The organism is Amycolatopsis sp. NPDC005961 (assembly GCF_040629235.1).
Taxonomy (GTDB): Bacteria; Actinomycetota; Actinomycetes; order Mycobacteriales; family Pseudonocardiaceae; genus Amycolatopsis; species Amycolatopsis camponoti.
Window position 1 is genome coordinate 82,422 of the sequence record NZ_JBEXVF010000003.1, and the last position, 19,848, is coordinate 102,269.

At 70.9% G+C, this 19,848-nt stretch carries 21 protein-coding genes; 12 read left to right on the top strand and 9 right to left on the bottom strand.

What is annotated here, in order from left to right:
* Nucleotides 1–63 precede the first annotated feature (63 nt).
* Nucleotides 64–366 (top strand): thiamine-binding protein, encoded by a 303-nt coding sequence (locus ABZ342_RS03785; protein WP_155544995.1) that lies wholly within the window; start codon nucleotides 64–66, stop codon nucleotides 364–366.
* Between the two features lie 8 nt (nucleotides 367–374).
* On the opposite strand, the gene ABZ342_RS03790 is transcribed toward ABZ342_RS03785, so the two are convergent.
* Nucleotides 375–782, bottom strand: coding sequence for a hypothetical protein (locus ABZ342_RS03790; protein ID WP_155544996.1), 408 nt, complete (start codon nucleotides 780–782; stop codon nucleotides 375–377).
* 91 nt (nucleotides 783–873) lie between these two features.
* Here ABZ342_RS03790 and ABZ342_RS03795 point away from each other — a divergent pair, with 91 nt between their 5' ends.
* Nucleotides 874–1,854 carry a tetratricopeptide repeat protein gene (locus ABZ342_RS03795; RefSeq protein WP_360468468.1) on the top strand — a complete coding sequence of 327 codons (981 nt, stop codon included), beginning with the start codon at nucleotides 874–876 and terminating at the stop codon, nucleotides 1,852–1,854.
* Nucleotides 1,855–1,905: 51 nt separating this feature from the next.
* Here the strand turns inward: ABZ342_RS03795 and ABZ342_RS03800 are convergent, their stop codons facing one another.
* Nucleotides 1,906–3,339, bottom strand: a complete 1,434-nt coding sequence (locus ABZ342_RS03800) for a neutral zinc metallopeptidase (RefSeq protein WP_360468469.1) — start codon at nucleotides 3,337–3,339, stop codon at nucleotides 1,906–1,908.
* 133 nt (nucleotides 3,340–3,472) lie between these two features.
* Here ABZ342_RS03800 and glgP point away from each other — a divergent pair, with 133 nt between their 5' ends.
* Both glgP and ABZ342_RS03810 read left to right on the top strand, forming a co-directional pair.
* Nucleotides 3,473–5,998: an alpha-glucan family phosphorylase gene (gene glgP, locus ABZ342_RS03805; RefSeq protein ID WP_360468470.1), complete on the top strand. Its 2,526-nt coding sequence runs from the start codon at nucleotides 3,473–3,475 to the stop codon at nucleotides 5,996–5,998.
* Between the two features lie 63 nt (nucleotides 5,999–6,061).
* Nucleotides 6,062–7,048: an LLM class F420-dependent oxidoreductase gene (locus tag ABZ342_RS03810; protein ID WP_360468471.1), complete on the top strand. Its 987-nt coding sequence runs from the start codon at nucleotides 6,062–6,064 to the stop codon at nucleotides 7,046–7,048.
* Here the strand turns inward: ABZ342_RS03810 and ABZ342_RS03815 are convergent.
* Both ABZ342_RS03815 and ABZ342_RS03820 read right to left on the bottom strand, forming a co-directional pair.
* Nucleotides 7,045–7,440 carry a rhodanese-like domain-containing protein gene (locus ABZ342_RS03815; protein WP_155545001.1) on the bottom strand — a complete coding sequence of 132 codons (396 nt, stop codon included), beginning with the start codon at nucleotides 7,438–7,440 and terminating at the stop codon, nucleotides 7,045–7,047. The two genes, ABZ342_RS03810 and ABZ342_RS03815, sit on opposite strands and share 4 nt — an antisense overlap.
* A complete protein-coding gene (locus ABZ342_RS03820; RefSeq protein WP_360468472.1) occupies nucleotides 7,437–7,982 on the bottom strand; it encodes a cysteine dioxygenase family protein in 546 nt (181 codons plus the stop codon). Before ABZ342_RS03820 ends, ABZ342_RS03815 begins: the two co-directional genes overlap by 4 nt.
* A 327-nt stretch (nucleotides 7,983–8,309) precedes the next feature.
* Here ABZ342_RS03820 and ABZ342_RS03825 point away from each other — a divergent pair, with 327 nt between their 5' ends.
* The 7 genes from ABZ342_RS03825 to ABZ342_RS03855 all read left to right on the top strand — a co-directional run bounded on the left by ABZ342_RS03825 (nucleotide 8,310) and on the right by ABZ342_RS03855 (nucleotide 14,240).
* On the top strand, nucleotides 8,310–9,131 hold the full coding sequence (locus ABZ342_RS03825) for an ABC transporter ATP-binding protein (protein WP_196425495.1): 822 nt from the start codon (nucleotides 8,310–8,312) through the stop codon (nucleotides 9,129–9,131).
* A 55-nt stretch (nucleotides 9,132–9,186) separates the two neighbouring features.
* The gene (locus ABZ342_RS03830) at nucleotides 9,187–9,966 is read left to right on the top strand and encodes an enoyl-CoA hydratase-related protein (RefSeq protein ID WP_155545004.1); all 780 of its coding nucleotides are present in this window, start codon (nucleotides 9,187–9,189) and stop codon (nucleotides 9,964–9,966) included.
* A 4-nt stretch (nucleotides 9,967–9,970) separates the two neighbouring features.
* On the top strand, nucleotides 9,971–10,936 hold the full coding sequence (locus tag ABZ342_RS03835) for a class I SAM-dependent methyltransferase (protein ID WP_360468473.1): 966 nt from the start codon (nucleotides 9,971–9,973) through the stop codon (nucleotides 10,934–10,936).
* Nucleotides 10,937–12,103 (top strand): class I SAM-dependent methyltransferase, encoded by a 1,167-nt coding sequence (locus ABZ342_RS03840; RefSeq protein ID WP_360468474.1) that lies wholly within the window; start codon nucleotides 10,937–10,939, stop codon nucleotides 12,101–12,103.
* 82 nt (nucleotides 12,104–12,185) lie between these two features.
* On the top strand, nucleotides 12,186–12,950 hold the full coding sequence (locus ABZ342_RS03845) for an HAD family acid phosphatase (RefSeq protein ID WP_360468475.1): 765 nt from the start codon (nucleotides 12,186–12,188) through the stop codon (nucleotides 12,948–12,950).
* 62 nt (nucleotides 12,951–13,012) lie between these two features.
* Nucleotides 13,013–13,393, top strand: coding sequence for a DUF427 domain-containing protein (locus ABZ342_RS03850; protein WP_155545008.1), 381 nt, complete (start codon nucleotides 13,013–13,015; stop codon nucleotides 13,391–13,393).
* Between the two features lie 16 nt (nucleotides 13,394–13,409).
* On the top strand, nucleotides 13,410–14,240 hold the full coding sequence (locus ABZ342_RS03855) for a LysR family transcriptional regulator (RefSeq protein WP_360468744.1): 831 nt from the start codon (nucleotides 13,410–13,412) through the stop codon (nucleotides 14,238–14,240).
* A gap of 1 nt (nucleotide 14,241) precedes the next feature.
* On the opposite strand, the gene ABZ342_RS03860 is transcribed toward ABZ342_RS03855, so the two are convergent.
* Nucleotides 14,242–15,207, bottom strand: coding sequence for a chitinase (locus ABZ342_RS03860; protein ID WP_360468476.1), 966 nt, complete (start codon nucleotides 15,205–15,207; stop codon nucleotides 14,242–14,244).
* 138 nt (nucleotides 15,208–15,345) lie between these two features.
* Between ABZ342_RS03860 and ABZ342_RS03865 the strand changes: the two genes are divergently transcribed.
* Entirely contained in the window at nucleotides 15,346–15,864 is a 519-nt protein-coding gene (locus ABZ342_RS03865; RefSeq protein ID WP_360468477.1) for a GNAT family N-acetyltransferase, read from the top strand.
* 586 nt (nucleotides 15,865–16,450) lie between these two features.
* On the opposite strand, the gene ABZ342_RS03870 is transcribed toward ABZ342_RS03865, so the two are convergent.
* The 4 genes from ABZ342_RS03870 to ABZ342_RS03885 all read right to left on the bottom strand — a co-directional run bounded on the left by ABZ342_RS03870 (nucleotide 16,451) and on the right by ABZ342_RS03885 (nucleotide 19,845).
* A complete protein-coding gene (locus ABZ342_RS03870) occupies nucleotides 16,451–17,917 on the bottom strand; it encodes an FAD-dependent monooxygenase (RefSeq protein ID WP_360468478.1) in 1,467 nt (488 codons plus the stop codon).
* Between the two features lie 9 nt (nucleotides 17,918–17,926).
* Nucleotides 17,927–18,502 carry a PadR family transcriptional regulator gene (locus ABZ342_RS03875; RefSeq protein WP_360468479.1) on the bottom strand — a complete coding sequence of 192 codons (576 nt, stop codon included), beginning with the start codon at nucleotides 18,500–18,502 and terminating at the stop codon, nucleotides 17,927–17,929.
* 41 nt (nucleotides 18,503–18,543) lie between these two features.
* On the bottom strand, nucleotides 18,544–18,972 hold the full coding sequence (locus ABZ342_RS03880) for a MarR family transcriptional regulator (protein WP_360468480.1): 429 nt from the start codon (nucleotides 18,970–18,972) through the stop codon (nucleotides 18,544–18,546).
* Between the two features lie 102 nt (nucleotides 18,973–19,074).
* Nucleotides 19,075–19,845 carry a maleylpyruvate isomerase family mycothiol-dependent enzyme gene (locus ABZ342_RS03885; protein ID WP_360468481.1) on the bottom strand — a complete coding sequence of 257 codons (771 nt, stop codon included), beginning with the start codon at nucleotides 19,843–19,845 and terminating at the stop codon, nucleotides 19,075–19,077.
* Nucleotides 19,846–19,848: the final 3 nt, after the last annotated feature.

Below are 19,848 nucleotides of genomic sequence, written 5' to 3' on the forward strand. Positions count from 1 at the left end.
CCAGCGGGTACCGGCGGGTGTCGCCCGACCGGCGGAAAGAACACCGAAGAAGGGACTTCCGACATGATCGTCGCGTTCAGCGTGAGCCCGTCCGGCGGGGAGCCCGACGGCGGGGTGAGCGAGGCCGTCGCCCGCGCCGTCAAGGTCGTCCGCGACTCGGGGCTGCCCAACTCGACCAACGCGATGTTCACCAACATCGAGGGCGAGTGGGACGAAGTGATGGACGTCGTGAAGCGCGCGGTCGAGGCGGCGGGGGAGGGCTCGGCGCGCGTCGGCCTGGTCCTGAAAGCGGACATCCGGCCCGGCTTCGAAGGTCAGCTCGAGGCCAAGGTGGACCGCGTCGAAGCCCACCTGCGCGACTCCTGACGGACCGGTCAGGGGAGCGGCGGGGTGAAGGCGACCGTCCAGCGGCCGTCTTCGCTCGTCACGTTCAGCGGGTAGCTGAACGGCGTGCCGTCGCCGAGGGCGCCGGTGATCGTCGCGCGGGCCGGGGCCGCCGCGTCCGGGCCCAGCTCTACGCGCACGTCGTGGACGCCGCGGTCCGCCAGCACCGTGACGTAGTCCTTCGCGAAGTCGCCGCCGCCGGAACCCGGGTAGTCGAGCAGGCCCGCGAACGCGTCGGCGTCGTGCCCGGAAAGCGCCGAGGCGAGACGGTCGCGCAGCTCGCCGGGGGAGCCGGCACCCGGGTCCGGTTCGTGCACGATGAGCAGCGTCACCGCGCCGATCCAGGCGACGGCGGCCACGATCGACAGGCCCACCTTCACGTCACGCCGGATGTGCACCCGGCCGAGCCTGCCCCAGCGGCGCCGTCCTGCCAAGCGGACCGGCCGGGCACCCGGTGAAACGCTCCGGCGCGCGTGCCAGGATGGAGAGGTGACCCAACCACGCGGATCTGCAGCGAAGTCAGCGGCCTTGTCCGCCGCCCTTTCCGGCGCGGTCGACCTGTCCGCGCTCAAGGCCCGCGCCGAAACGGCGCACAGGCAGCCGGCCCCGCCGGCCGGCCCGTCCGGAGGCGACGCCCCGCCGCCGTCCGCCCCGGGTTCGTCCGAGGCCGTGATCGATGTCACCGAGGCCACCTTCCAGGCCGAGGTCGTGGAGCGGTCCCTGCACCAGCTGGTGATCGTCGACCTCTGGGCCGAGTGGTGCGGCCCGTGCAAGCAGCTGTCCCCGGTGCTGGAGCGGATGGCCGCGGAGTCCGGCGGCGCCTGGATCGTCGCGAAGGTGGACGTCGACGCGAACCCGCGCATCGCGCAGCTGTTCGGCGCGCAGTCCATCCCGACGATCGTCGCCATCGGCGGCGGCCAGCCGGTCGACGCGTTTTCCGGCGCGCTGCCCGAGCCCGAGATCCGCAAGTGGATCAACGCGCTGCTCGACGCCCTGCGCGACAAGCTCCCGGCGATCCGCGAGGCCGAGGCCAACGGCGCCGGGCCGGTCGAGGAGCCCGAGGACCCGCGCTTCACCGAGGCGGAAGAGGCGTTCGAGCGAGGCGACTTCGCCGCGGCGCAGGCGGCGTACGAGCGCATCCTCGACGTCGAGCCGGCGAACGAGCTGGCGAAGAACGCCCTGGCCCAGGTCAAGTTCACCGCCCGCGCGGAGAGCGCCGACCCGGAGGCCCGCGCGAAGGCCGACGCGGACCCGTCCGACCTGGCGGCCCAGCTCGACGCGGCCGACCTGGAGATCGCGGAGAACAACGTGGAGGCGGGCTTCAAGCGCCTGATCGACACGGTCCGCCGCACGGCGGGGGAGGACCGCAACAAGGTCCGCGAGCACTTGGTGGCCCTGTTCGACCTCTTCGACCCGGCCGACGACCGCGTCATGAAGGCCCGCCGCGACCTGGCGAGCGCTCTCTTCTAGGACTCATGAGAAAGGCCCCCCACCACGCGGTGGGGGGCCTTTCCCATGAACTCAGGCGTACTGCTTCGAACAGACCGAAGACCCCTCGAGGTACCCCCGCCGCAGCGACTCGACCCGGTCGAAACCGCTGTCCGGGCGCTTCCCGTTCACGTCCGCCGAGATCAGGCTCTCCGGCTGCAGCAGGTCCGCGATCGCCTCGTCGAGGTCGCCCGCCGAGAGCCGCAGGTCGCCCGGGCGGTTCGTGAACGCCGCCCACGCTCCCACCAGGCAGGCCGTGCGCAGCCCCGCGTTCGCGTTGTCGATCGACGCGCCGACGCCCTTCTGGATGCCCAGCGCGTACCGCGAAGCGACCTCCGAGAACGCGGCGAAGTCACCCATGCCGCCCGGGTCGTCGCCCTTCATCTCGGCTTCGCGGTCGATCGGCTGGGCCAGCTGCGAAAGCTTCGCCAGGTCGATGGCCACCGTGTTGTCGCCGGGGCAGTACGACGCCGGCGGCGTGGTCTGGCAGCTTCCGCCGTCGGCGATCTCCGGCGCGGCCACCCCGGCGCCCTTGAACGCCTCGTCGAGGCTCTTCTTCAGCAGGTCCACAGCCTGGGCGTTGAACTTCGCGTCGCCCTTGCCCTTGTCCCCCGCGTCGAACGGGCGCTCGGTGAGGCGGGCCTTGACGTTCTCGGTGTTCATCGCCGCGCACTCCTTCGGGCCCTTCTCGAACCCGGTCTGGAACGCGAAGGTGCGGTCGAACGCCGTGCCGTGCGCGCCGCGGTCGGCGCCGCTGGTGCCCGCCTGGTCGCGGATCAGGAACATCGCCGCCATCACCTGGTTCAGGCCTTCGGACGTCGACACCCGGTAGTACTTGCTCTTGTCCTCGGCGACCCAGCGGAAGTACCCGCCGGCGAAGCAGTCGGCCTGCTGCTCCTTCACGACGGTCGGGGTGCTCTTGGTCATGTTGGCCTTGTCGCCGAGCCGGTACTGCACGGCGTGGCCGAACTCGTGCGCCAGCACGACGACCACCGACATCGGCCCGAACCGCTGGCGCAGCATCGGCAGCAGCACCCCGCGGTCCCACGCCACCGAGTCGTCGACCGAGCAGTAGAACGCGTTCACGAGCTTCTTGACGCTGCCGCAGCCGGTCTTCTCGGTGTCGGTCTGCGAGTCGTAGGACAGCAGGGACTTCACCGGCTCGAACTGCTGCCCGAAGTCGGCGGGCAGCCGCTCGCCCCAGTACGTCTGGACGTCGTCGATCGCCGCGGTGGCGAGCTTGTCGTCCTCAGTGCCGGCGGCGTTCTTGACTTCGATGCCCGGCGTGGGGGCGTCCGGCTTGAGGCCGCTCTCGAAGTGCGTCACCGGCAGCCCGGCGACGGCTCCGGCGCCGGTGTCCTTGCCGGGGTCGCCCGTGGCGCCGTCCTTGCTGTTGCACCCGCTCACGGCGACCGCCGCGACCGCGAGCAACGCGACCAGCGCGCGCCGTCCTCCCCCTGAGGTCATCTTCACTCGCTCCACTCCCGAACCGCCCGTAACCGACTGGCCAGGACCATACCCAGGGCATACGCGGGGCGTGCACGTTATCCCCGAACTCCTCCTGCGCAGGTCGGGCCGCGGCCCGATATCGTCGCTTCCCATGCGTGCAGTCCGCCGGTTCACCGTTCGCGCCAGCCTTCCCGAGTCGCTGTCCGGCCTGGGCGCGCTGGCCACCAACCTGCGCTGGACGTGGCACCCGCCGACGCGCGACCTCTTCGCGTCGATGGACGCCGAGCTGTTCAACGCCGTGCGCGACCCGCTGCGGATGCTCACCGCGCTGCCGCCGTCGCGCCTCGACGAGCTCGCCGTCGACGACGACTTCCTCGCCCGGGCCCGGGACGCGGCCGCGGACCTGGAGAACTACCTGTCCGAGCCGCGCTGGTACCAGCAGCGTGACGACGACCTGCCACCCGCGGTCGCCTACTTCTCGATGGAGTTCGGCGTCACCGAAGCGCTGCCGAACTACTCCGGCGGCCTCGGGGTGCTGGCCGGCGACCACCTCAAGGCCGCGTCCGACCTGGGCGTGCCGATGATCGGCGTCGGGCTGCTCTACCGCAACGGCTACTTCCGGCAGTCGCTGTCGCTGGACGGCTGGCAGGTCGAGCACTACCCGGTGATCGACCCCAACGCGTTCCCCCTCGAACTGCTCACGGCCGGGGGACGGCCGGTGCTGATCGGCGTCGCGATGCCGGGCGGGCGCGAGCTGTGCGCCCAGATCTGGCAGGCCCGCGTCGGGCGGGTGCCGCTGCTGCTGCTCGACACCGACACCGAGGCCAACGACGACGACCTGCGCGGCGTCACCGACCGGCTCTACGGCGGCGACGCCGACCACCGGCTGCGCCAGGAGATCCTCGCCGGCATCGGCGGGTTCCGCGCGGTCCGGAAGTACTGCGAGCTGACCGGCCACCCGCAGCCGATGGTGTTTCACACGAACGAGGGACACGCGGGCTTCCTCGGTCTCGAACGCGCCCGCGAGATCGTCCAGGCCGACGGCCTCGCCTTCGACGAGGCCATGCCCGCGGTCCGCGCCGGGACGCTGTTCACCACGCACACCCCGGTCAGCGCGGGCATCGACCGGTTCCCGGTGGACCTGGTCCAGCGCTACTTCAACGACGGCCGGCTGGTGCCCGACATCGACCCGCGGCGTGTACTCGCGCTCGGCGCCGAAGACAACCCCGGCCTGTTCAACATGGCGCACATGGGCCTGCGGCTGGCGCAGCGCGCGAACGGCGTCTCCCGGCTGCACGGGCGCGTCACGCGGAAGATGTTCTCGCGGCTGTGGCCCGGGTTCGACCACGACGAGGTACCGATCTCGTCGGTGACGAACGGCGTCCACGGCCCGACGTGGGTGGCGCGCGAGCTGAGCACGCTGCTCGGCCGCGAGTGGGGTCTCGACGTCGGGGAAGGGCCGTTGCGGGACGGCGTCTCGGACGCCCAGCTGTGGGCGCTGCGGCGCGAACTGCGCGAGAAGCTCGTGTTCGAGGTGCGGCGCCGGGTGCGCGCGGCGTGGCTGCAGCGCGGCGCGTCCCCGCTGGAGCTGGGCTGGGTGGACTCGGTGTTCGACCCGGACGTGCTGACCGTGGGCTTCGCCCGTCGCGTCCCGACGTACAAGCGGCTGACGCTGATGCTCCGCGACCCTGAGCGGCTGCGCACGCTGCTGCTCGACGACGACCGCCCGATCCAGGTCGTCGTCGCCGGGAAGTCGCACCCGGCCGACGAGAACGGCAAGCAGCTGATCCAGCAGATCGTCCGGTTCGTCGACGGCGCGGACGTGCGGCACCGGATCGTCTTCCTGCCGGACTACGACATGTCGATGGCGCGGTACCTCTACCGCGGCTGCGACGTCTGGCTGAACAACCCGGTGCGGCCGCTCGAAGCGTGCGGGACGTCGGGGATGAAGTCGGCGCTCAACGGCGGGTTGAACCTGTCGATCCGCGACGGCTGGTGGGACGAGTGCTACGACGGCAGCAACGGCTGGGCGATCCCGACCGCGGACGGCGTCACCGACCCCCTGCGCCGCGACGACCTCGAGGCGGCGGCGCTGTACGAGCTGCTCGGCCAGCAGATCTCCCCGCTGTTCTACGACCGGTCGGGTGACGGCGTGCCGACCGGCTGGCTGTCGATGGTGTGGCACACGCTGGAGACGCTCGGCCCGCGGGTCCAGGCGTCCCGGATGGTCCGCGAGTACGTCGACAACGGCTACCTGCCGGCGTCCCGCATGGTCGCGGCGGCCACCGGCGACGGCTACCGGGGCGCGCTCTCGCTGGCCGACTACCGCACCAAGCTGGAGGTGTCGTGGCCGCGGCTGCGGATCTTCGACTCCGAGCTGCAGGTCGAGGCGACCGAGCCGCTGGTCGTCGGCACGGAGGTGACGATCCGGGCGCGCATCGACCTGGCGGGCCTCGATCCGTCCGAAGTGGACATCCAGGCGGTGGTCGGCCGGGTCGGCGACGACGACGAGCTGCGCGACGCGGTGACGGTCCCGATGACGGCGGACGGCATCGGCGCGTTCGCGGCCCGGCTGAAGCTCCCACGGCCGGGGTCGATCGGGTACACGGTCCGGGTGCTGCCGAAGCATGGCCTCCTGGCGGCCCCGGCCGAACTGGCCCGCGTGGTGCTGGCCTGACCTGGAGTCACTCCACCTCGAAATCGCTGCGCACCAGGGCACGGGCGGCGTTAAGTTGAACGCATGCGCTTCGGAATGTTCGTCCCGCAGGGGTGGCGGCTGGACCTGGCCGGCATCGATCCCGCGGACCACTGGAAGACCATGCTCGGCCTCGCGAAGCACGCGGAGGCCGGGCCCTTCGAATCGATCTGGGTCTACGACCACTTCCACACCGTGCCCGTCCCGACCGAGGAGGCCACGCACGAGGCCTGGTCGCTGATCTCGGCGTTCGCCGCCGCGACCGACACCGTGCGCCTCGGCCAGATGTGCACCTGCATGGGGTACCGCAACCCCGCCTACCTCGCGAAGGTCGCCGCCACCGCCGACACCATCGCCGGCGGCCGCGTCGAGATGGGCATCGGCGCCGGCTGGTACGAGCACGAGTGGCGGGCCTACGGCTACGGCTTCCCCAGCGCCGGCGAGCGCCTCGGGCAGCTGGACGAGGGCGTGCAGATCATGCGCGACCTCTGGACCACCGGCACGTCCACACTGGACGGCAAGCACTATCAGACGGACGGCGCGATCCTGCGGCCGTTGCCGCCGCAGGAAGGCGGCATCCCGCTGTGGATCGCCGGCGGCGGCGAGAAGAAGACGCTCAAGATCGCCGCCAAGTACGCGAAGTACACGAACTTCGCCGGCGACCCCGAGACGTTCACCCGCAAGTCGGAGATCCTCGCGCAGCACTGCAAGGACGTCGGCACCGACTTCGACGCGATCGTCCGCTCGGTCAACCACAACGTGGTCATCGGGGAGACGGAGAAGGACGTCCAGGACAAGCTGGCCTGGCTCAAGTCCCACCTCGACAAGTACGCGCCGGCGGACGCGGCGGAGCGGTGGCACGGCGTCTTCGTGAACAGCCCCACCACCGGCACGCCCGAGCAGGTCACCGAAAAGCTCGCCGCGCTGGGTGAGCTCGGCATGTCCTACGCGATCTTCAACTTCCCGGAAGCCGCGTACGACCGTTCCGGCATCGACCTGTTCACCGAAAAGGTCGCCCCGGCGCTGGCCTAAGGCACCGCGGGGCTGCCGCCGGTCTCCACCGGGAGGCCGGCGGCCGCCCAGGCGCGGAAGCCGCCTTCGAGGTCCGTCGCGTTGCGCAACCCGAGCCGCTGCAGGTCCGCCGCCGCGAGGCTCGACGAGTAGCCCTCGTTGCACAGCACGACGACCGTCGTGTCCGGCGTCACCGACGGCAGCTTCCACTCGCTGTCCGGCGCCAGCCGCCACTCCAGGTGGATCCGCTCGACGACCACCGAGCCCGGGATCTCGCCCTCGGCCTGCCGGTTCGCGAGGGGACGGATGTCGACGAGCAGCGCGCCCGCCTCCTGCAGTTCGAGGGCCCGCGGCGGCGCGACCCGGTCCAATCCGGACCGGGCCTTCTCCAGGAACGAATCGATGGCGCTCATCCCCGGACGATAACCGGCAGCGGCGGGATCTCGGCCGGGACGTCCGCGAGCGTCGCGTACTCCCGCGTCGGCACCAGCGGCGGCGAGTACGCGTGGACGCTCGCCGCGGGCGCGTCCCCGATGCCGGTGACCTGGTGGGCGCGGCCGGCGCCGAAGCCGATGCCCTCGCCGGCGACGTGCGTGCGGCGCCGGACCGGGCCGCCGGGGTAGCGGTACTCCTCGCCCAGCTCGCCCTGCAGGACCGTGAACGAGCCGGACGCGCCGCCGTGGTCGTGCGGCTTGGTGTGCTGGCCGGGCAGCCACGACAGCAGCCACAGCTCGACGCCGTCGGTCAGGGCCAGCCGGGCCCACCAGCGGCGGTCGTCGTCGAACCGCAGGATGTTCTTGACGCTCGCGGTCAGCTCGGTGGTCACGGTGGCGGTGAGGTCCGCCAGCTCACGCGGGGTCCACAGCAGCCGCGACGGGTGCAGCAGCTCGGGCAGCAGCGGATCGGTCAGCTGCGGGTGGATCTCGACGGCGGGACGGGTGATCGAAGTGGTCAACGCGGGTGCTCCTCGGACGCGAAGGTGATCGGGACGCGAACCAGCGCGGCACCGCACCCGCCCGTGAGGGCGCGAGGGATCAGCGGAGCCGCGCCCGCGTACACCCGGCCGAAGCGACGAGAAGCAGGTCGATCGCACGACGGCGCCAGAACGAGCCCCGGGTGACGGGGGTGGCGTGCACGTCGGCTGACATGCTGCCGATCCTGCCACAACCGCGTGGCGCGCGGCACTTCCGGTGTGCGCCGTTCCACGTCGTGGACACGCTCCGACCAGCCGGTTCGCCGTCTCGCCCGGGCGGGTGCGCACGCGCGCGCGTCGGCAGACAGAATGGGCTTCGTGAGCGAGCCGATCCAGCCCAGCGAACTTGACGATCTCGTGGTCCGGATGGCCGGTGTCGGCGTCCGCCGGGGGACCAACGACCTCCTCGCCGGCCTCGACTGGTCCGTGGAACTGGACGAGCGCTGGGTGGTGCTCGGCCCGAACGGCGCGGGCAAGACCACCCTGCTGCGCCTCGCCGCGGCCGAGCTGCACCCGACCACCGGCGAGGTGGACCTGCTCGGCGAGCGGATCGGCCGGGTCAACATCTTCGACCTGCGTCCGCGCATCGGCTTCACCTCGGCGGCCATCGCCCAGCGCGTGCCGGGTGACGAGCTGGTCAAGGACGTCGTGGTCAGCGCCGGTTATGCGGTGCTCGGCCGCTGGCGTGAGGAGTACGACACCCTCGACACCGCCCGCGCGACCGAGCTGCTGGAAGCGATGGGCATCGGGAACCTCGCCGAGCGCACCTTCGGCACGCTGTCCGAGGGCGAGCGCAAGCGGGCCCTGATCGCCCGCTCGCTGATGACCGACCCGGAGATGCTGCTGCTCGACGAGCCGGCCGCCGGGCTCGACCTGGGCGGCCGTGAGGACCTGGTCGCGCGCCTCTCGGCGCTGGCCTTGGACCCGGACGCGCCGGCGCTCGTGCTGGTCACCCACCACGTCGAGGAGATCCCGCCGGGGTTCACCCACGCGCTGCTCCTGCGCGACGGCCACGCGGTGGTGTCCGGGCTCGTCGACGACGTCATCACCAGCGAAAACCTCTCGAAGACGTTCGACCAGGACCTCGTGCTCGAGCGTTCCGGGGATCGCTTCTTCGCCCGCCGTCGCTAAGCTGTCGCTTACCCGCCGGTAGCGTGCTGGCAGATCGTCAACGAGGAGGATGGGCGTGGGAGAGTTCGCAACCCTTGAAGTCAAGGACGGGGTCGGCACGATCCGGCTCGACCGGCCGCCGGTCAACGCCCTGAACGCCCAGGTCACCGCCGAACTCGCCGAGCTGGCGAAGGAGGCCACCGAGCGCGACGACGTCCGCGCGGTGATCCTCTACGGCGGCGAGAAGACCTTCGCCGGCGGCGCGGACATCAAGGAGATGGCCACCCGCACGTACCCCGAGATCGCGAAGTTCGGCGCCACCCTCACCGGCACCCTCGCGGCCATCGCGAACATCCCGAAGCCGGTCGTCGCGGCCATCACCGGCTACGCCCTCGGCGGCGGGCTCGAACTGGCGCTCACCGCGGACTGGCGGGTCGCCGGCGACAACGTCAAGGTCGGCCAGCCCGAGATCCAGCTCGGCGTCATCCCCGGCGCGGGCGGCACCCAGCGCCTGGCGCGCCTGATCGGCCCGAGCAAGACCAAGGACATCGTCTACACCGGACGGTTCGTCAAGGCCGAAGAGGCGCTGTCGCTGGGCATCGTCGACCAGGTCGTGGCCCCGGACGACGTCTACGCGGCCGCGCACAAGTGGGCGGCCCAGTTCGCGAACGGCCCCGCCGTCGCGCTGCGCGCGGCGAAGGCGGCCATCGACGGCGGCCTCGACACCGACCTCGCGAACGGGCTCAAGCTCGAATCGCACCTGTTCGCCGCCCTCTGGGCGACCGAAGACCAGCGGAACGGCATGAAGTCGTTCATCGAAAACGGGCCCGGCAAGGCCACCTTCGAAGGGAAATGACGCCTTGACCGACGTGAACGACCCGGCCCCGAACCCGCACGCCACCGCCGACGAGGTCCAAGCGGCCTGGGCCGACCCCAAGCTGGCGAACGTGCTGTACCACGACTGGGAAGCCGGCACCTACGACGAGAAGTGGTCGATCTCGTACGACGAGCGCTGCATCTCCTACGCCACCGACGTGTTCAACGCCGTCGCGGGCGAGGACGGCCAGCCCTACCAGCACGCGATGGAACTGGGCAGCGGCACCGGGTTCTTCCTGCTGAACCTCATGCAGGGCGGCGTCGCCAAGAAGGGGTCGGTCACCGACCTCTCACCCGGCATGGTCCAGGTCGCGCTGCGCAACGCCGAGAAGCTCGGCCTCGACGTCGACGGCCGGGTCGCCGACGCCGAGCGCATCCCGTACGAGGACAACACGTTCGACCTCGTCGTCGGGCACGCCGTGCTGCACCACATCCCGGACGTCCAGGCGGCGTTCCGCGAGGTGCTGCGCGTGCTCAAGCCGGGCGGCCGGTTCGTCTTCGCCGGCGAGCCGACGAAGATCGGCGACTTCTACGCCCGCAAGCTCGGCCAGTTCACGTGGTTCCTGACGACCCGCGTGACGAAGCTGCCCGCGCTGAGCGGCTGGCGCCGTCCGCAGGAGGAGCTCGACGAGTCCTCCCGCGCCGCCGCGCTGGAAGCCGTGGTCGACATCCACACCTTCGACCCGTCGGAGCTGGAGTCGTGGGCCCGCGGGGCCGGCGCGCAGGACGTCCACGCGGTCACCGAGGAGTTCGCCGCGGCGCTCGCGGGCTGGCCGATCCGGACGTTCGAAGCCGCGGTGCCGCAGGAGAAGCTGACCGTCCGCTGGCGGCTGTTCGCCTACAAGCTGTGGCTGCGGTTGTCCGCTGTGGACAAGAAGCTGCTGTCGAAGATCTTGCCGCGCGAGCTGTTCTACAACGTGATGATCACCGGGACCAAGCGGCCGTCCTGAGTGGGCTATTCGTTCAGCCTCGGCGACGTCGCCTACCTGCGCTCCGGTGCGGGTGAGGCGGCGCTCGCCGAGGTTTCGTCGTTGCCGCTGACCGATCGCATCGCCTCGGTGGCCGCCGTGCGCCGCCTGGCCGGCGAGGACTACGCGAGCGCCGTGCTGGAAACCGTGCTGCTGCGCCGGAAAGCCGTGTCCAAAGTGGATTCCGACGGCTGGCTGTTCACTTCGGACGCGCTCCAGCAGGCGAGCGCCACGCCCGTCGCGCGGCACCGGGCTGCCCGGTTGGCCGGGCTCGACGTCCACGACGTCACGTGTTCCGTCGGCGCGGACCTCGTCGAGATCGCGCGGGTGGCGCGGCGCGCGCTCGGGTCGGATCTGGACCCGGTGCGGCTGGAGATGGCCCGGCACAACGGAACCACCGCCGGCGTCGCGTTCGGGCTGGCCCGAGCCGACGCGCTGCGTCCGGTGAGCCGCGCGGGCGTCGTCGTCGCCGACCCGGCTCGCCGCGACTCCGCGGGACGGCGGGCGTGGAAGCCCGCGGACTTCGCGCCACCGCTGGACGGGCTGGTCGAGGCCTATCCGGGGCGGGCCCTGTCCGTGAAATGCGCGCCCGGCCTCGACTTCGCGCTCACGCCGTGGGCCGACGAGGTCGAGCTGGTCTCGCTCGACGGCCAGGTCCGCGAGTCCTGCCTCTGGCGGGGGCTCGGCACCGGCGTCACCCGGCGGGCGACCGTGCTGCGCTCGGACGGGACACAGTGGACGGTCACCGACGCCGAACCGGACGAACTGCCCACACGGGAGCCGGGGGAGTGGATCGTCGACCCCGACGGCGCCGTCGTCCGGGCCGGCCTGGTCCGCCACTACGCGGCGCGGCACGGGCTCTGGCAGCTCGACGAACGCATCGCGTACCTGACCGGTGACACCCCGCCGCCGGGCGTGCGGGCCTTCCGCGTCCTGGAGCACGGGCCCTACAGCGAAAAGTCCTTGAAAACCGTCCTCAAGCGACACGACGTCGGCCGCCTGGAAATCCTGGTGCGCGGCCTCGACGTCGACCCGGACGCGTTGCGGCGGCGGCTGAAACCCCGTGGTGGTGCGGAAGCTTCGGTGGTGTTGACGCGGATCGGGCGCTCGCCCGTCGCGTTCGTCTGCCGGGCCGAACGGCCAAAGTGAACGGAAACTTTCGAGGGGTGGAACTCCGGGTGAACGTGACGTAGGTTCCCCGGGGTCGTCAAGTTTCCACTGGAGGGTCGCCGTGTCCGGAAAATTCTCAGGTCTCGTCAAGCTCGCCGCCGCCGCGGCCATCGGCGCCACCGTCGTCTCGGGGGCCACCGCGCTCGCCGGCTCGGACGACGCGACCGCCGCCCGGTCGAAGGAACCGGCCAACATCGGCCAAGTCAAGAACGACGTCAAGGCCTACTACGGCGACTACCTCGACGCCGCCGGCAAGCACCACTACTCCGACACCAGCCGGTTCGTGAAGGACACCGACCGCATCGTCTCCGACGCGAAGCGCTACCTGCAGCAGCAGCTCGGCAAGGTCAAGAACCCGGCGATCGTGCTGGACGTCGACGACACCTCCGAGATCACCTACGGCTGGGAGGCCGACAACGACTTCGGCTTCGACCCGGTCAAGCAGCAGCAGGCCATCGACAACGGCACGTTCGTCGCGAACAAGCCGGTGCTGGCGCTGGCCAACTGGGCCGTGCAGCACGGCGTCAAGCTGTACTTCCTGACCGGCCGCAACGAGCTGCAGGGCCCGCAGTCGCTGAAGAACCTGGCCAACGAGGGCTACCCGGCCCCGGCGGGCGCGTTCTTCAAGCCGAAGGTGACCGCGCCGGACTACCTGCCGTGCGGTCTGACCTGCAACACCGTCCAGTACAAGTCGGGCACGCGGGCGCACATCGAGGCGACCGGCGCGAAGATCGTGCTGAACGTCGGTGACCAGTTCAGCGACCTCGAGGGCGGCTACGCGCTGCACCCGACCAAGCTGCCGAACCCGATGTACTACCTGCCCTGAGGTGGAATAACCGCCGGGTCCCGGGTGCTGGTCCCAGTACACGACTTTTTCGAGGAGCTGACATGCCGGAGAAGAAGGTGCTGGTCCCGGGCCCGGACCACCCGATCACCGTCGAGCCGACCAAGGCGCGCGTGGTGGTCAAGGCGGGCGGGCGCGTGGTGGCCGACAGCCGCAACGCGCTGACGCTGCAGGAGTCGAACTACCCGGCGGCGCAGTACATCCCGCGGGCGGACGTCGACTTCAGCCTGCTGGAGCGGACCGACCACGAGACGTACTGCCCGTACAAGGGCGACAGCAACTACTACAGCCTGAACGCCGGTGACGTGAAGGCGGAAAACGCGATCTGGACGTACGAGAAGCCGTACGACGCGGTCGCGGCGATCAAGGACCACGTCGCGTTCTACCCGAACGTCGTGGACTCGATCGAGCTGATCGAGGACTGAGCTGGACCTCGACCTGCTGAGGACGTTCCTGGCCGTTCACCGGGCAGGATCGCTGACCGGCGCGGCGCCGTCGCTGGGGTTGTCCCAGCCGACGGTGACCGCGCAGGTCAAGGCCCTCGAAGAGCAGCTGGGCCGGCAGCTGTTCGTCCGGCGCGCCCGCGGCGTCACCCCGACCCCGGCGGCCGACGAACTGGCCGCCCGGATCGCCCCGCACGTCGACGCGCTGTCTTCCGTGACCTTCGGTGAGGCCGACCCCTTCACCGCGCCGGTGCACCTGGCCGGCCCGGCCGAGCTGATGACGCTGCGGGTGCTGCCCGCGTTGACCGGGCTGGTCACGTCCGGGCTGAAGCTGCGGGTGACGTTCGGCCTGGCCCACGACCTGCTCACGGGTCTCTCGCAACGCCGGTTCGACCTGCTGGTCTCCACGATCCGGCCCCGCGGCCGCGGTCTCACGGCAACTCCGCTGACCGACGAGGAGTTCGTCCTGGTCGGCCCCCGCGGGTTTTCCGGCGACCCTCGCACCGCACCGCTGGTGGCCTACGCCGAGGACCTGCCGATCATCCGCCGCTACTGGCGTTCGGTGTTCGGCACCCGGCCACCTTCGGGGCCTTCGGTCGTGGTTCCGGACCTGCGCGGGGTGCTGACGTGCGTGCTGGCCGGGTTCGGCGTCAGCGTGCTCCCGCGCTACCTGTGCGCGGCCGAGCTGGCTTCCGGCTCGCTGATCGCCCTGCTCGACCCGGAGGAGCCACCGATCAACACGCTCTTCGCGGTCACGCGGACCGAGCCGTGCCAAGCGGGGCCCGCGGCGGTGCGGGACGCACTGCTCGCGGACGCCGCCCGGTGGTAGGTCAGCCCGTGTAACCGGCGAAGATCTTCGCGAACTCGTACTTCGACTGCGGCACGTTGGTGCACTTGTAGAGCGCGCCGGTGCACGCGTTGGCGTCGCGGCCGGCCTCCCAGAACGACAGCATGCCCAGGTGGACGGTCTTCGCGAACGCCACCAGCGCCTTCGCGTCCTTCTGGTAGAAGATCTCGTTCTGCGAGTCGTTGACGCCGATCATCGGGGTCACGCCGACCTTCTTCCACGCCGCCGCGTCGCTGAGCCCGAAGATGGACTTCAGCTGCGCCTGGGTGGCCTTCGCCGCGGAAATCGCTTTCGCGCCTTGGTCTCCCGCGCCCTGGTAGTAGTCCATCGCCATGATGTTGACCATGTCGAGGGTGACGCCCGCGTTCTTGGCCGCGTTGACGACGTTGACGCCGTTCGAGTCGAGTCCGTTCGGCAGGACCGGCAGCGTCAGCGAGATCTTCAGGCCCGGGTTGTTGTTCTGGAGGGTTTTGAGGGCTTGAGAGCGGCGGGCGATCGACGCCGGGTCCGCGACGGCCGCGCCCTCGATGTCGAAGTCGGCGTACTTCAGGCCGTACGCCTTGACGACGGCGTCGTACTCGGCGGCGACCTGCGCGGACGTGCTGCACGCCTGGGCCAGCTCGATGCCGGACGCGCCGCCGAAGGAGATCTTGACGTCACCGCCGGCGTTGCGGATCTTGGTGATTTCGTCCTTCTGCCAGGCGGTGCGCGGGTCGTAGGCGCCGAACCAGCTGGCCTTGCAGCCGTAGGAGTTGACGAAGGCGAGCGTGAAGCCCTTGATACCGCTGGCCGCGGACATCGCCGAGAGGCTGGGGGTGGGCCAGGCACCCATGTCGACGTAGGGCCCGACGGGGATCGGCGACCCGGCGGCGGCTTCGGCGGGAGCGCCGAGCCCGGTGCTCACGAGCGCGAGGCCGGCCAGCCCGGCCAGCAGGGAACGGAGACGCATGGTGGAACCTCCACGACGACGAGCGCGGCGGCGGGGATTTCCGGACCTAATTGGTATAGACCATTAATGTGGTCCGGACCATAGGCTGAACGGGCTACCCTCGTGACCGGTGGTGACGGACGGCCTAGGATTCCGGTGGTGCTGATCACCACGGAACGGCTCACGCTCCACTCGTGGGCCGAGGAGTACTTCGACGAGCTGTTCGCGCTGGCCCAGATTCCGGAGACGGTCCGGTACGTCGGAACCGGCGAGCCGTGGACCCCCGAGTACACCCGGGCCAAGCACCAGGCAACGCTCGCCCACTGGGCGACGCACGAATTCGGCTGGTTCGCGGTGTCCGCGGCCCCGGGCTCGTTCGACGGAGTGGTATCGCTGGTGCGCCGCAGCTCCACGGAGTCCGGCTTGGGGTTGCCGGCGGTGGAGATGGGCTGGTGGATAGCACCATCGGGCTGGGGCCGTGGTTACGCAACCGAGGCGACGACGGCGGCCCGCGACTTCGTCTTTTCAGCAGGGTTCACGGATCGTCTGCTGGCGGTGTACGAGCCGGCGAACAAGGCATCGGCGCGGGTGGTGGAGAAGCTGGGCTTCACCCCGCACAGCCGGTTCACGCTGGAGGGAAGGGTCGAGCAGCGGGCAGTCTTGGACCGCCCGCACTGACCTGTCCCCAGGCCGGCCCGAATGTGGACAACTCGAGCGCTTGCCGCGCGATCCGGCGGTTTCGACCTACCCCACCGATAGACTGGACTCGGGGACGCCCCCCAGGGAAGGGCGGGGGCCGCGGTGCTGCCTATCCGGCGGTGCACAGCGTCTGCGGGGGCCCTCGTTGCCCCGGACCCCAGCGCGTGAGCCTCCCTCGAGTGCGTGGGCGGTCGTAACCGAGCCGCGACCCGGCACCGGCGGAAACCCGACTTCATCGGGACTCTGCCCGAGAACGCGGACGCTGCCTGTCGACTGCCGCAGGAGTCGCGGCTCGGTTCGGAACACCGGCGATAATGAGCCGATGCCGATTCTGGTGCGCTCAAAGCATCCTGCTCGGCATCCCGGCGGGCAACTACCGCTCCGGTCAAAGCCCTTCTTGCCCACCATGACTTGGCGGGGCCCGCAGAAATACGGCAATTTGCCGCCGAGGTCAACCCGGTATGGCCTTGGCAGTTGCTCAACCGCTGCGTCCCGAGCCAGGCCCGCGATGTGCAGATCGCGACGTTGCCGACGCGAGGACCGTCGCCCTGGGATCAGGGCACAGTCACTCGCCGCCGGCCGGCAAACCGCTGGACACCGCCGGGACGGGGTTGGTTCCCACCCAGCGGCGCACAGCCTCCGCGAGCCCCTCGTCGCCCGCCCCCGATGTGCCCACCCAAGCCGCGTGCCCATCCGGCCGCAGCAGCACCGCGTCGATGTCCGAAGTGGACGGACTCGAAGCCGTGACCACCTCCACCGCCGACGACCAAGCGCCAAAAGCCCCCGTCAAATCCAGCAAAACCGCTCCCCCCGGGTGCAGCAACGCGGCCAAGTGCGTCTCGGTCGCACCCACGACGAGCGGCACATCCGGGGCCAACCGTCCCAGCCACGGATGCCCGCCCGGCTCGTAACACGCGTCCAACCCGGTGATGATCTCCGCCAAGGCCCGGTTCCCCGCCGGGTGCGCCGCGACCCGCCGCATCAGGTCGGCGAGCGGCTCGTCCGGAGCCTCGTCCAACGCCACCTGCGCCCGCGTGTTCGCCAGGATCCGCGCGCCCGCCGTGTGGCGCTCGGCGTGGTACGTGTCCAGTAACCCCTCCGGCGCTGTCCCTCGCACCGTCGCCGCGAGCTTCCAGCCCAGGTTGAACGCGTCGTCCAAAGCCACGTTCACCCCGATCGCCCCGGCCGGCGGGTGGATGTGCGCCGCGTCGCCCGCCAGCAGGACCCGGCCTTCGCGGTAGTGCGTCGCCAAACGGGCCGCGTCGCCGAAACGCGTCAGCCAACGCGGTGAACGAAGCTTCACGTGCCGGCCGAGCACCGCGTCCACCTGGGCCTGCAGCCGCTCGAGCGTCACCGGCGCGTACTTGTCGGCCGGCGGGTCGTCCTCGCGCACCACGATCCGGACGTACCCCGGCCGCGGGATGACGAACACCGTCCGGCCGTCCGGGCCGGCCGAAACCCCGTACGGCAGCTCGCATTCGACGTCGCCGAGCAGCGCGTACCAGCGCGCGTCGACACCGGGAAAGCCGATCCCGGCCTGCTTGCGGACCTCGCTGCGCCCGCCGTCGCACCCCACCAGGAAGCGCGCCGTGATCGTCCGGCCAAATTGTCCATTGTGGACTACTGTGGAAACGCTTTCCGGGGACTGCGTGAACGACCGCAGCTCGTGACCCCGCAGGATTTCGACGCCGAGGTCGGCGGCCCACCCCTCCAGGACCTCCTCGACGCGGGTCTGCGGGATCCCCAGCGAGAACGGGTGATCGGTCGCCGCGTCGGTGAGCTGCAGTGGCCCGGGCAGGCCGGTGACCGGCGCGTGCGGCACCCGGTGCCCCTCGGCGACCAGGCCCTCGGCCAGGCCGCGGCGGGCCAGCAGGTCCAGTGAGCGCGAGTTGAGGTTGAAGCCGCGGCAGTACGGCGGCCGCACGGGATGGCGTTCGACGATCGTGGTGCGGACGCCGCCCAACGCGAGCTCCGCGGCCAGGAGCAAGCCGGCCGGGCCGGCGCCGGCGACGAGCACATCGGTTTCGAGCACGATTTCCCCTCAGGAGTGGTCGGGCCAGGGCAGGGAGCCGGCGCGGATTTCGGCGGCGGTGGCGCGGGCCCAGTCGAGCTCGGCCTGCCACGCGTGCCGGACGAACTCGACTTCGATCATGAACAGCCGCGGCGCGCCCTGGCCGACGGTCTCGTCGAGGGCCTTGTTCGCGCCGTCGATGCGGTCGGCGAGGTGACGCGCGCGTTCCTCCAGCGCGGCGGCGGCGCGCTCCGGGCCGAGCGCGCCGAGGTAGCTCACCGCCGCGACGAACTTCGGGTACTCCGCGACCGGCTCGCGGACGAGTTCGTCGAGCCACGCGATGAACTCCTGGCGGCCGAGCTCGGTGTGCGCGTAAACGGTCCGCTCCGGCCGGTTGCCCTCCCGGACCGTCTCGACGGGCTCGATCCAGCGGTGCTTCGCCAGCGACTCCACGGTGTCGTAGAGCGAGCCGGGGTTGATCTTGAAACTGCTGTCCTTGAAGCGTTCGCGCAGTGTGGACGCCATTTCGTACGGGTGCATCGGCCGTTCCAGCAGCAGGCCGAGCAACGCCAGCGCGAGGGTGTTGCGGATCTTGCGAGGTGGCACTAGTCGCTCCCTATTAGTCGGAACCGACTATATGACGTCCGTCAAGTCAGGTTGCCGACGCAGGTGTGCAGCAGGTCCGCCAGGTAGCGTCGTTGATCAGCCGACAGGTCGCCGAGCATCTCTTCTTCGACCCGTGTGATCAGCTCTTCGGCGGCGCGCAGCTTCGCGCGGCCGGACGTCGTCAGTGCCACCGGTCGCGCCCGGCCCGTGCTCGCCTGCTCGGCCACGGTGACCAGTCCCGCCGATCGCAGTCCGCCCAGGACGTCCCGCAGTGACTGCCGGGTGACGAACGTGATCCGCGCCAGCTCGGCCGACGACGCGCCCGGGTGGTCGTCGAGCGCGCGCAGCACGGCGTACTGCGACATCGACAGCTCCAGCGGCCGCAATCGGTCCGTGCAGGCCTGGTTGAGCGCCTGCTGGGCGCGTTTGATCAGGTAGCCGGGTCGATCGCCGGTCTGGGGGTGACTCATGACAGGAACCTTACACATGCTCGTCTTCAGGTAAGGACCCTGACATCAAGGCGGACTCGCGCCGATGCCGCCGTCGACGCGGACGCGACCGTCGCCCGGGCCTCAGAACTTCGTGTTCTCCCGCCAGTGCCGGAACAGTCCCGCGTCGCCGGAAATCGTCAACCGCGGGTCGTCCGCGGCGATGCGCCCGGTCAGCGCGAGGAGCAGGTCGGCGGCGCGGCCCGCGACGACGACATCGGCGTCGGCCTGCTCGAGACTCACTTCGACGCCCGACGGTGTCCGCCGGGCGAGCCAGGCCAGATCCGGTGCGGTGGCCCGGAACAGCAGGGTCTCGCCGGTGCCGCGCAGCGCCGTCCGGTCCAGCGCCGGGTGCTCCAGCTTCGAGAAGACGGCCACCAGGTCGAGGCCTTCGGCGATCCCGTCCGCGGCCAGATCGCCGTCGACTTCGTACGGTTCGCCGGTCGCGAACGCGGCGTCCGCGCGGTGCACGACGGTCTCGTGGGTGAGCCGGCGCGTCCAGAACCCGGCGCGGCGATCGGGCGTCCAGGTCGACGTCGGCGTCTCGGGGCCGACGTCGGTCACCGCCTCGACGAGCCGCTCCGCGCCGTCGACGAGCCAGTCGCCGAGAGCGTCGAAGCCCGGTGGGTCGTCAACGGTGACGGCGTCGAACGGCACGTACTCCGTGGGCCGGCTCGCGATGATCGCGGCCGACTTGTGGTAGGCCAGCCCGACGTGGCAGGTCAGGTCACGCAGGGTCCATTCGGGACAGGTCGGGACGCGCACCTCCGGGCCCGCGCCCTCGATCGCCATCCCGAACAGCTCCGCCTCGGCGATGAGCGCCTCGGCCAGCCGGTCGTGGCTCAAGGATTTCACCCG